7 protein-coding genes are annotated in these 12,168 nt (G+C 71.6%); 1 reads left to right on the top strand and 6 read right to left on the bottom strand.

All coding sequences use genetic code 11. The annotated features are described in order from the left end of the window. Window positions 1-69: 69 nt before the first annotated feature. Window positions 70-4,365, bottom strand: a complete 4,296-nt coding sequence (locus NITAL_RS24320) for an nSTAND1 domain-containing NTPase (RefSeq protein WP_052668847.1) — start codon at window positions 4,363-4,365, stop codon at window positions 70-72. Window positions 4,366-4,573: 208 nt separating this feature from the next. Between NITAL_RS24320 and NITAL_RS24315 the strand changes: the two genes are divergently transcribed. Further along, on the top strand, window positions 4,574-4,852 hold the full coding sequence (locus NITAL_RS24315) for a hypothetical protein (protein ID WP_052668846.1): 279 nt from the start codon (window positions 4,574-4,576) through the stop codon (window positions 4,850-4,852). Window positions 4,853-5,514: 662 nt separating this feature from the next. On the opposite strand, the gene NITAL_RS24310 is transcribed toward NITAL_RS24315, so the two are convergent. The 5 genes from NITAL_RS24310 to NITAL_RS24285 form a co-directional block, all read right to left on the bottom strand. Further along, window positions 5,515-6,423, bottom strand: a complete 909-nt coding sequence (locus NITAL_RS24310; protein ID WP_052668845.1) for an AraC-like ligand-binding domain-containing protein — start codon at window positions 6,421-6,423, stop codon at window positions 5,515-5,517. 255 nt (window positions 6,424-6,678) lie between these two features. Beyond that, window positions 6,679-7,740, bottom strand: coding sequence for a carbon-nitrogen hydrolase family protein (locus tag NITAL_RS24305; protein WP_052668844.1), 1,062 nt, complete (start codon window positions 7,738-7,740; stop codon window positions 6,679-6,681). An 18-nt stretch (window positions 7,741-7,758) separates the two neighbouring features. Continuing rightward, window positions 7,759-8,772 (bottom strand): phenylacetaldoxime dehydratase family protein, encoded by a 1,014-nt coding sequence (locus NITAL_RS24300; protein ID WP_052668843.1) that lies wholly within the window; start codon window positions 8,770-8,772, stop codon window positions 7,759-7,761. 584 nt (window positions 8,773-9,356) lie between these two features. Next, complete coding sequence (locus tag NITAL_RS24290; RefSeq protein ID WP_052668841.1) at window positions 9,357-10,118, bottom strand: SDR family NAD(P)-dependent oxidoreductase; 762 nt, start codon at window positions 10,116-10,118, stop codon at window positions 9,357-9,359. A gap of 44 nt (window positions 10,119-10,162) precedes the next feature. Then, a complete protein-coding gene (locus NITAL_RS24285) occupies window positions 10,163-12,163 on the bottom strand; it encodes an acyl-CoA dehydrogenase family protein (RefSeq protein WP_211262658.1) in 2,001 nt (666 codons plus the stop codon). Between the last annotated feature and the right edge of the window lie 5 nt (window positions 12,164-12,168).

The following is a 12,168-nucleotide window of genomic DNA, read 5'->3' as shown; positions in this document are numbered from 1 at the left end:
GTCTGTCGAACCCCGGTCAGCTCACGGCTCCCGGCAGCTTGAGCTCGACTCGGATGCTGAAGATCTGCGTCACGGGCAGGGCGTGACCCGCAGGTACTCGGCGCACTCCGCGTCGGTCAGGGTCCGCGTGAGACGGTTCCGGGCCACCTCGACCAGCTCGTCGAGTCGGAGCAGGTGCAGGGCGGCGGTCCCGTCCGGGCTCGCGCTCGCGATCAGCCTCCCGTCGGGGCTGAAGTCGACGCCGGTCGCTTTGAGGGTGTGCCCGTGCAGCGTCAGCCGGCGTCGCCCGGTCTCGAGGTCCCACAGCTTGACGGTCCCGTCGCTGGCGGCCGCGGCTATCAGCGTCTCGTCAGGCGACACGGCCACGTCCTCGAACGGTGCATCCTCACCGCCGAGCCCGAGCAGCTGCTCCCCCGTCTGGCGGTCCCAGCCCCGGACCGTGCCGTCGTCGCTGGCGGTCAGCAGCAGCTGTCCAGGACCGAAGGTCGCGGCGGTGAGCGCGTCGTCGTGCGCGTCGATTTCACGCCGGATCTCGAGCGTCGCCGCGTCCCGGATCGTCACCTTGCCCTCCTCGTCACCAGTGACGATGTCGGCGCCATCGGGACTCGCGATCGCGACGAGCGTGAACTTGCCCGGATGGTCGAGCCGTCCGACCTCCTCCCCGGTCGTCACATCCCAGATCCGAGCCGTCCCGTCCCAACCGGCCGACAGCAGTCGACCATCTCGGGCGAAGCTGACGGCGTGGACGGTCTTCTCGTGCCCGGTCAGCGTCCGTTCCAGCTCGCCGCTCGCCACGTCCCACACGGGGATGACGTCGATCAGGTCGGAGGCGGCGGCGAGCCGGCGGCCGTCGGGGCTGAAGGCGAGGTTCGCGAGCTTGATCTCGGGGCCGGCGAGCGTGCGTACCTCGTCGCCGGTGGCGGTGTCCCAGAGGGTGACCCCGGACGGCTCGCGCGGCGAGGCGAACATCGTCCCGTCCGGACTGAACGCGACCGTGGTGGTGATCGACGCCGCCGCGGGGACGGTGACGTGGTCGCGGGCACCTCCGACCGTGACGTCCCAGACGCGCGTGGTCCCGTCACCCCCGCCGGTCAGCACGTGCCGCCCGTCGGGCGTGAACCGGACCCGGTGGACCGCCGCCCCGTGACCGGAGAGGACCATGAGCTCACGGCCGGTGGCGATCTCCCACACGCGTGCGGTCGCGTCGCTCCCACCGGAGACGACCCGACGACCGTCGGGACTGACGTCGACGGAGAACACGTTGCCGACGTGCCTGCTGAAGTTCAGCCCCGGGGCGCCCGTCTCGGCGTCCCAGACCCGCGCCGTCGAGTCGCCACTCGCGGTCACCAGGAGCGTGCCGTCCGGCGAGAAGGCACCCTCGACCACTCCCCAGTTGCCGTGGGAGAAGTCGTAGGCCCGCTCCGAGGCATCGAGGTCCCACACGATGGTCGTCGGTCCGCCGCCCATCTCGGAGGTCGAGACCAGCCGTCGACCGTCGGGGCTGTAGCTGACACCGAAGATCCACTCCTCGTGGCCCTCGAGCGACCTGGTCTGCTCACCGGTCGCGGTGTCCCACGTCCGGACGGAGGCGTCGACGCCGGCCGTGGCGAGCTCGGTGCCGTCGGGGCTGAACGCGACGCCGCTCACCTCGCCGTCGTGTCCCTCCAGGACCCGCTGCTGCTCACCGGTCGTGGCGTCCCACAGCCGGACAGTGCCCTCGGCCCCGGCCGTGGCGATCAGCGAACCGTCCGGTGACACCGCGGTCGCCATCACGGCAGCCGCGTGACCCTCCAGGATGAGCAGCCGCTCACCGGTCTCGAGGTCCCAGACGATGGCGGTGCCGTCGCGCCCGCCGGTGACGAACCGGTCGCCCGAGGGGTCGACGGCGAGGCCGTGTCCGCCCTGCGGGACCCGGCGGACGACCCGCGAGCTACGGACGGCACGGTGCAACGCCTCCTCGACCTCCGGCGGGACCGACGAGGAACCGGTGACGCGGTCCACCGACTCGAGGGCGAGGAGGATGGACCGCTCGGGGTCCGTGTCGAGGCTGTTGACGGCAGCTGCCGCGAGCTCGCGGGCGGTGCTGACGCGGACCTGCTCGGCCAGCCGGCTCGCTTGGCTGGTCGCGACCAGGCTGAGCGCGGCGAGCGCGACCAGCCCGACGCCGAGCGTCGCGGCGGTCCACCGCAGCCGCCGGACCCTGCGGCGCCGGTCGTCCGCCTCGGATGCCCGGCTCGCCCCGAGGAACTCGCGCTCGAGCGGGTTGCAGGCCTCGGGGTCGCGTTCGGCCCACGCCAGCGCCTCCGCCAGGTGGGCCCCGCGGTACAGGGCGCCGGCGTCGCGGCCGAGCCGCTGCCACTCCTCGGCGGCGGCGGTCACCCGCCGGTGCACTAGCAGCCCGGCACGGTTCTCGTCGATCCAGCCCCGCAACCGTGGCCACGACCGCAGGAGGGCCTCGTGCGACAGTTCCACGTGCGGTTCGTCGGCCGGGCCCACGGTCCCGATGGTCACGAGCCGAGCCGCCGCGAACGCCTCGACGGCGTGGTCGACGACCTGATCGCCGTCCGCTCCTGGTGCCAGCTCCGACCGGGGCACGCGCCGGCGCGTGTCCGGGGTCCCGTCGCCCGGTTGGGTCAGCCGGAGCAGGACCCGCCGCGCCATGGTGCGCTGCTCTGCGGGCAGCGCGAGGTAGGTTTCCTCGCCACGTTGGGCGACCGCCCCCTCCACGCCGCCGGACGAGAGGTAGCTCGCGAGGGTCAGGGCCGATCCGACGCGCCGGCGCCACAGCTCGAACAGGGCGTGGCTGAGCAACGGGAGCGCACCGGGCCGGCGTGCGACGTCGCGGAGGATGGTGCTGGTCAGGCCCGGTTCGAGGACGAGTCCGGCGACCTTGGCCGGCTCCTCGATGGCCTCGGCCAGGCCGACCTCGTCCATGTCGGCGACCAGGATCTGGTGGGCCGCGGCCAGGTCCCCGAAGGCCGGGTGCTCGGCCAGGCGCGGGTAGAAGTCGGCGCGCAGCGTCGCGACGACCACGGTGCGCCCGCCCGCGATGGCGGCGGCGGTCGCCAGGAGCTCGAGGAACGTGGTCCGCTCGTCCTCGTCCGGGCAGCTGGTGAAGACCTCCTCGAGTTGGTCGATCACCAGCAGGATGCGTTCGGCTGCCAGCCCCTCGCGGTGCGTCCGCTCGATGCGGTCGTGCAGCGCGGCGGGCGGGCCTTTGAGCGGTTCCGCGACGCCGGCCGCGCGTGGGTCGAGCGCGGCCAACTCGCGCGCCAACGCCTCGGTGGGCCGGGGGCCGGGGCGGAACACCCGGACGGCCCAGGTGTCGGACCCGGGGAGCGCGCCGTGCCGGAGCGCTGGCACGAGCCCCGCCCGTACGAGCGACGACTTGCCGCTCCCCGACGGACCGAGGACCGCGAGGAAGCGGTGTGGGGTGAGGGCGTCGAGGCAGCGCGCCACGTCGGCGCTGCGGCCGAAGAACCAGGCGGCGTGCTCCTCGTCGAAGGTCCGCAGCCCGAGGTAGGGGGGCACGGTCGCCGGGGCAACCGGCCGGGGTCGGGAGAGGGTCGCTGTACCGGCGTCGCCGCCCGCCCGTGCCGGGGTGGTGGGGATGCCCTGCAGGAGCTCCTGCTGGAGACGTTGCGTCTCTTGGGAGGGGTCGACGCCCAGCTCCTCGGCCAGCAGGCGACGGCACCGCTCGTACGCCTGCACGGCGGCGGCTCCGTTCCCGCTGCCGGCCAGCGCACGCACCAGCGACCGGTGGGCAGACTCCCGCAGCTGGTCGAGTGCGATGGCGTCCGCCGCGGCCCGGGCCGCGTACCCGTGCTCACCGAGCAGGATGCGTGCCTCGGCGAGCAGCTCGAGGGACCGAAGGAGGCACAGGTGCAGCTCGCGCCGGCGGTCCTCGACCCAGGGAGCCTCGATGCCCGGGAGGAACGGCCGGACCAGGACTCCCCGGGCACGGGCGGCTTCAACGGCGGCCAGACGCGGGTCGCCCGCCTCGAGGGCTCGCTCCGCCCGCCGGAGCGCCGCCGTAGCGATCTCCACGTCCACGGCGACCGGATCCGCGAGCTCCATGCGGTACGCGCCGAGGTAGGTCCGCAGCGCATCGCGTCCACCGAGCCCGGAGGCCACGACGAATCCACGCACCCGGCTGACCACGCCGCGGATCGCCGTTTCCCAGGTCTCGGGACGACGCGCCACCCACAGGTTCTCCGCGAGCTCGTCCCTGGGGACGACTCGGTGACGTTCCAGCAGGAGCAGCGAGAACGCGAGGCGCGGTTGCCGTCCCGGCAGCGCGCGTTCGTCGAGGGCCGTACCTGCAGCGCGGACGGCGATCCGTCCACCCAGCGACACCTCGGACACGACGGCGCTCCCGACCGGGCACGGCCCCGGTCCCGCTCCATCGTCCGCCGGCCCCCAGCGTACGGCAAGCCGTTGGACCACGTGGGCTCCCGGTGATTACGCGCTCCTTACGACCACACGTCGGCGGCGCACGCTCCTCTTGCGGCTGCGGGGTGTGGTGGTCGTGTCCTCGCCGGACGGCGAGGCGGATCTTCGAGGAGAACCGATCGTGGGACACGCGACCATCCCCCATCCGGCCCCCTTCAAGCTGTGGGGCACCGCGCTGCTCGTCCTCGTCGCCGTGACGGTCGCCGTGCTGCTCGCATCGTTGCTTTCGACGACCAGCACGGCGACGGCCCCGGCCCCTACCGACCACGGCTCCGACGCCACGTCTGCGACGCAGACGACCCCGTGCGGTCTGCCATGGGCGGTTGCCCGCGTCGAGGGCCTCGACCCTCGCAGTTGCGAGACCCCGCGCGAGCCGTTGCGGATCACCGGCCCACGCTGATCGGCTGGGACGTCGCCGCGGAGCGCTCGCGGCGACGTTCCGTCGCCGTCGCCGCGGTCGGCCGGATGTCGGTGGCGTCGCCCTGACCGGGTTCGCGAGGCGGGACGGACGTGTTGGGTGAGCGAGGTCAGGTCCGCGGGTTCGAGGCGCTGATGCTTACGACGGCCCTGCTGCAGCGAGCTCGCCGGCCGACCCTGATGTCGGTCTGTGGGACGCGGGACCTGGCCTCCCGAGTCCCCGACCGACCATGCCGCAGTTCGGCTCGGGCCGGCGACCCCGACGTGGCAGCAGGCGACTATGGCCTGCTTCGGCACCGTCGGTGCTTCGGCGGGACCCGCGCGAAGCGGGGAGTAGTGGGCGGGTCAGGCGATGCCGTGGGGTGAGTCCCACGTGGTGGTGTAGGAGCAGGTCCGCGTCGTCGCCGCCGAGGTGACGCGCCGCCGGGACCCCGTTCCCCGATGTTGCTCACATCTGCTGACCGGAGCCGGCCGGGGCCGGCCGAGCCGGCCGGAAGGAATCACCACGGCCCAACCTCCGATCTGGATGTCCACCAGCGCCGCGGCGGTCGGCCCTCGACCTGCAGGAACGCCGACCACGTGTCACCGTCGGATCAGGTCGGACCGCAGGCGCCTGGCTGACGAGGTGCCGTGGTGCCGGCGTTCTCAGGTCAGAGCTTGGGCGCGGAAGGCTGCAGGCGTGTCCCCGTAGGCGGCCTTGAAGCTGCGGGTGAAGTGGGCGGCGTCGCAGAACGCCCAGCGATGAGCGATCGCTGCCACGGTCAGGTGCTGCGATGCCGCGTCTACAAGGTCACGCCGGGCGCGTTCGAGGCGGAGCTGGCGAACGAGTGCCCACACGGTCGCCTGGTCCTCCTCGAAGATCTTGTGCAGGTACCGCACTGACACGCCGTGCGCCCTCGCGATGGTCTCGGGCGACAGGTCGTGATCGGTGAGATGGTCACGGACGAACTGCTTCACCCGGGTCCGGAGCAGCGCGCGAGGATCCTCGGGGGCGCGCCCTTGCATCGTTGCCGCCGCCGCGGCCATCAGCTCGATCGCCGCGTCCGCGACGGCGTGGTCGGCGGCGCCGCCGGATGCCATGCCGATCTCACGCATGCACATGGCAAGCAGCCGGCCCAGCGGACCGTCGCACGAGAACGGCCGAGCCGTGAGCAACGTCAGGCCCGGGGCGCGCGCCGCGATCGCGGGGTGCGGGACCTGCAGCACGAGCAGGTCGAACCGATCCTGGTAGTGGAACGTGAACGGACGGGTGCTGTCGTAGAAGGCGAGCTGTCCCGGGCGGAGGACCGCCTCCCTGCCGTCCTGGATCAGGAGGCCGGTGCCGCGCAGCTGCAGACCCACCTTGAAGTACGCATCCGATGAGCGTGACACGAGGCGCGGCGTTCGGGCGACCTGCATCGGCGTTCCGCCCACCCGATTGGCTCGGATGCGGTCGATCTGGTGTGACTCCACGCGCCCTTCGAAGGCCGACTCCCCGAGGCGGTGGACGTCGAGGTCGACGAAGCGGTCGCAGACGGCCTCGCGCCAGTAGGCGAAGCGTTCGGATGGGTCCACGTTCTCCGTGGACAGAACTGCTGTCATCAGCGCTGCCCTCCCGGCCGGGAGCTTGACGACACCGGGATCTGGCGTCAACGCATCCGTGCACGGAGAGTCAAGTCGACGGGACCGCCGCGGGTGCGAGAGGCATCCGGTCGTCACGCGAACCTTCCACCACCCCGTTGGGCCTTGCCGACCTCGGTTCTCGGCAGCTGGCCGGGAGGATGGATCTCGACGTGCAGCTGCAGCCGCAGGCAGTCGTGGTCGGGGCTCTCAGCTTCCATGCCGGGCTGCAACACGTGCGTCCCCATCGGCGATACCGGCGGGAGCGGGCTCCGGGTCCGGCACCGCAGCTGCCGCGACATCCATCAACGGCGTCCGCATGGCCTCCACGCGTGGTGCCCGTGTCGTGTTCAGCAACAGCCGGGTCACGTCGGGCCGGGAGTAGTGGCCGACTGGGTCTGCGGCAGATTTGGCGATCGAGATCATCGACAGATCGAGGTCGGCGTAGAGGATCCCTTCCTCGGTCTCGGGGAGCGGCTCCGCTAGCGGGCTGCCATCCGGACCGTAGATCCGTGCGAAACCTCCGCCGGGCAGCAACAGTTGCTGCTTCAGATCGGTGTCGCAGAACTGCTCGATGCCGGCCGCCCCGACGACACCGCAGGGGGCGAGCACGAACACCTGGCCCTCCGCGGCGTACATCTGGCTGGCGGCGTTGTTCATCTCGGGGCCCAGTGCGTACGCCGCCCCGCGGTAGACGGAGAAGCTCGGCCACGACGCGACGTGGATCTGCTCGTTCATGCTGTACATCGCGTACTTGGTCAACGGCTGGAAGTGCTCCCAACAGTTGAGGGCACCGACGCGCCCGATCGGCAGTTCGTGGACCTGAAGGTCGCTGCCGTCACCCTCACCGAAGACGGTGCGTTCGACGTGGGTGGGCTTGAGCTTGCGCCGCGTTGCGACGAGCTCCCCGTCGGCCCCGATGATCGCCTGGGCCATGTACAGCGAGCCGCCGTCGCGTTCACTGAACCCGGCCACCACGGTGATGTCGTGGTCCCGCGCCGCGGCCTGGATCCGCTGCAGTTCGGGCCCGTCCACGCGGATGGAGGCCTCGTGGTAGCGATGCACGAACTGCATGCCCCAAGCGGGGGAGTCCAGCCAAATCCACCACGGATACCCCGGGATGAACGTCTCCGGGAAGGCAACCACGTCGGCGCCCTGGCCGGCGGCTTCCGCGATCAACGTCACGGCCTTTTCGACCGTGGCGTCGGCGTCGAACCAGACGGGTTCTGCCTGGATCGCCGCGGCGCGGACGACACGCGTGGTGTTCGACATGGGTATCCCCTTTCCAGATCAGAGGGTCGCGGCCGGCCGCGACAGGCGCAGCAGCCCGGTGACGGTGCTGCAGTTGACGTACTCCGCTTCGACGCTGCCGGCCGGGAGCACGGAGATCTCGTGCCAGAAGGCGACGTCGAGCGGCGCTTCCTGGCTGGCCACCATCTTGAAGAAGGACCCGTAGATGGCCAGGTGGGTCGGGTGCTTGCGGCACCAGACCAGCAGGTCCTCCAGCGACCCGAACCAGGCAACGGTGGAGGTCTTGTCCTCCGGTCGTCCCGCCGCGTCCTGCTCGTCGATGTTGCGTGCGGCCAGACATCCGCTCGCGGCGGGTTCGTCCCGCAGGTACTGCACGCCCGCGTCCTTGACCGGCTTCACATCGTCGACGTACGCCGCACGGAAGGCGGAACTCTGCGACCAGTCCTGGGCCGTCCGGATCAGGCACAGGTTGTCAGGAGGCGTCACCGCGACGCGGCCACCCCGACCGACGAGCTCGGTTCCGGGCATCCCGACGAGCTCCCCGGTCAACGCGTCGGTCACCGACGCCGGGATGCGGTCACGCGCGGCGCCCCAGTAGTCGTGCGTCTCGGTGATCTCGACCGGCAGCAGCTGGGACAGCCCGGTGGTCGGGTAGTCGGTCCCAGGGTGCGTGTGCAGCGTCTCGATGCGGGTACGAGGGATCTGGGCGACCTCACGCCAGTACCCCACGGGGCCGTCGTCGGGTAGGTCGGTCCAGGCCCGGCGGACCTCCGCCTGTGACCACCACCGGTCGTAGGTCTCGGGATCGAGCCAGTACGCCAGGGCGACCGCGGTGGGCTGGCCGTCGACCTCGGTGAACGTGCCGCGATCGACGATCACCGGGCCGTGGTCGCCCCGCATCAGGTCGATCAAGCGGTCCCGTTCGGCGATGGCCCGCTCGGCATCGTCCGCCTGGACCCCGAACTGAGCGAACGTCACGGTGGTGACATCGGGCGGCCAGTCGACCGTCAATGCCGGGAATCGGGGCTCGTGGCCTTCGGGTCGACCGCTCATCGAGCGCCTCCAGTCGATCGCGTCTTGTCGGGACGCGTTCCACGCTACGGAGGCCTGGTCACCCGGGCTTGTCGTCGGAGGCACGCCCGCTTGTACGTGAGCGCACCGCAACGGCCGTAGATCGACTGCGCCCGTCGCAACGCGCCGGTTATCGCGCGTCCGACACGGGGAGCACGATGATCTCTTGGGCAGGCGGCAGTTCCCTCAAGGGTTCGTCGGCCACGCCATAGACCTCGAGCCCAGTGACGAGGCCATCGCGTAGGAAGACGATCAGACCGTCCGCAGGTGACGCTCCCCGGGGAACCGTGCCTTCGGTAGGCAGCAGGCCGGTGAAGCCATCCGCGGCGCGCGGACACTCGCTCGGGACGGAGATATCGATGGTGGCGCACCCGCAGGCGCATCGCGCCGTCACGGTGGCGCGGGGCAGCTGTGCGAGGAGGGGTGCGAACTCGGGAGGTGCCGCCTGCACGAGCTTCGTGATCGCTGCCGTCTCCCGACGCGAGAGAGGTCGACTCGGCATCACGTCGGACACGTGGCTCGGCCTACTGAGTTGTGCGCATCACGGTGCCCCGTGAGTACTTGCCTCAGGTGATCGTCAGACCACCATCGACGGCCAGGGTCTGCCCCGTGATGTACGAGGCGGCGTCGCTGGCGAGGAACACCGCGGTCGCCGCGAGCTCCATCGGGTCGCCGGTGCGGCCGCTCACCAGACGAGGGGCCTGCGACTCGAGGTAGCCGTCGGGCAACTCGCCGGTCATCTCCGAGGGGAAGAACCCGGGGGCGAGCGCGTTGACCCGGATGCCCTTGCGGCCCGTCCACTGCTGGGCGAGGTCGCGGGTCAGGCCGATCAGACCAGCCTTCGACGCGGCATACGCCGCCTGCGGGAGCCCGGCCGTGGTGAGGCCGAGGACCGAGGAGATGTTGATGATGCTGCTGCCCTCGCCCATGACGCGGCCACACGCCTGCGCCATCCAGTAGCAGCCGTTCAGGTTGACGTCGATGACCTGCCGGAACTGTTCGGGCGTCTCGCGTGTCGCCGGCACGGCCGTCCCGATCCCGGCGTTGTTGACCAGGATGTCGACGCGGCCGAGCTCGGCGACGGTGCGCTCCACGAGCTCGGTCGCGTCCTCGGGGATCGCGACGTCGGTCGCGACGACCAGCGCCCGCCGACCGGTGGCCTCGACCAGGGCGCGGGTCTGCTCGAGCTTCTCCACGCGCCGCGCGGCGAGTGCCACGTCGGCGCCGGCCTCGGCCAGCGCCTGCGCGAAGGCGACGCCGAGGCCGGAGGAGGCGCCCGTGACGATGGCGACCTTCCCGTCGAGCCGGAAGCGGTCCAGGATGGTCACACGCACGTCCTCGTTCGGGGGGTGCGCGTGATGTTAGTCATCGTTCACGTGCCGTGGTGCTTCGCGTCCTGCCGGGCCGCCTCGGCGCCGAGCGCGATCGGGGCCGCGAGGACCTCGTCGGGGATGGCCCAGGCGTCCACCAACCGCTCCGCGTGGGGACGGAGCTCGGCGCAGAGCCGGTTGATCTCGGCGGTGATGGCCTTGGTGCGGGCGCTCGAGAGGCGGCCGTGCTCGAGGAACCATCCGCGCTCGCGCTCGAGCAGGGACAGCGCGTGCAGATCGCGAACCGACGAGAGCAACGCGGCGACCTCGGCGTCCTGACACGCGTCGATACGTGCACAGAACCGTTCCAGGACGACCCGATCGATGTGGGCCTGCGCCGCCGCCAGGACGTGATCCTGCACCTCGTTGAACGCCGCGAACGCGTCACCACCCCCTTTCATGGCGCGCTGGAGGCGTCGGGCCACGGAGCTGACGATGTGCTCCTCACGCCACGCGAACAGCTCGAGTTGCCAGTTGCGGTCGCGGAGGGCGGCGTCCTCGTCACGGCCGGGCACCACCGAGGTGATGACCTTGAACAGGCGCCGCGCGGCGGTCCGCTCCACGACCGTCTCGACGACCTGATCCGCGACGAAGCGGACCGTCCCGAGCGTGTCGAGCGACCCGAAGTCGTCCCGGAAGTCGGTCAGCAGGCCCTTGGCCACGAGCTGCAGCAGGACGGTGTTGTCGCCCTCGAAGGTGGTGAAGACGTCGGTGTCGGCCTTCAGTTCGGGGAGGCGGTTCTCCGAGAGGTAGCCCGCACCACCGCAGGCCTCGCGGGCCGTCTGGATCGCCTGGGTGGCGTGCCAGGTCGTCGCGGTCTTGATCGCGGCGGCCATCGATTCGAGGACCCGACGATCGGGGATCTCGTCGTCCTCGCCGGCGGCGAGCGCCGCGCCGTCGAAGGACTCGTCGAGGTCCGCGACGAGCGACTCCTGGGCCGCGTGCAGCGCGTAGGTCGTGGCCACCAGCGGCAGGAGGCGGCGCTGGTGCTGGCGGTAGTCGAGGAGGACGATCTCGCGGTCGACCCCCGGGGCCTTGAACTGCCGCCGCACGAGCCCGTAGCGGACCGCGATCGCGAGGCCCACCTTGGCGGCCGACAGCGCCGCACCCGACACGCTGATGCGCCCCTGAACGAGCGTGCCGAGGGTGGTGAAGAACCGGCGCGCCTCGTCGTCGATCCGCGAGGTGTAGGCGCCGTCGGGCGCGACCTGCCCGTAGCGGTCGAGGAGGTTGGTCCGCGGTACCCGGACGCCGGAGAACGACAGCCGCCCGTTGTCGACCCCGTTCAGCCCCGCCTTGTGGCCGCAGTCGGTGATGGTCACCCCGGGCAGCGGCTGGCCGTCCTCGTCGCGGATGGGGACCAGGACCCCGTGCACCCCGTGGCTGCCCGACGGCGTGATGAGCTGGCAGAACACCACCGCCAGCCGACCGTCCCGCGCGGCGTTGCCGATGTAGTCCTTACGGGCGTCCTCGTCGGGCGTGTGGATCATCAGCTCGTCGGTGGACGCGTCGTAGGTCGCGCTCGTCCGGATGGAGGCCACGTCCGAGCCGTGCCCCGTCTCGGTCATGGCGAAGCAGCCGGGCAGCTCGGCGGTCATCACCTGCGGCAGCAGCGTGGAGCGGTGCTCCTCGTTGCCGAGGTTCATGATCGCGCCGCCGAAGAGCCCGAACTGCACCCCGGCCTTCACCAGCAGCGACAGGTCACCCATCGCCAGCATCTCGAACGAGGTCACGGCGCCGCCGAGATCACCGCCACCTCCGTACGCCTCGGGGAACAGCAGGCGCGGCCCTTCGGTCGTGCCGAGCAGCCGCAGCTGGTCCATCACCCGCGCGCGGTGCTCGTCGGGCGGCAGTCCGGTGCCCGGGGCCAGCTCGGGACGGCGCAGCTCCTCACGCGTGGCCTCGCGCACCTCGGCCCATCGGCCATCGAGGACGCGGCGCAGGCGCGCGGTCAGGTCGGTGTCGGGCGTGCTCCCCGTGATCACAGCGTCGGGTGCGGACACGGTGC

Origin of the sequence: Nitriliruptor alkaliphilus DSM 45188 (genome assembly GCF_000969705.1) — a bacterium.
In the GTDB taxonomy this organism is placed as follows: Bacteria; Actinomycetota; Nitriliruptoria; order Nitriliruptorales; family Nitriliruptoraceae; genus Nitriliruptor; species Nitriliruptor alkaliphilus.
Note: the sequence above shows the minus strand (reverse complement) of the source record. Positions and strands in the feature narration are given on the sequence as shown.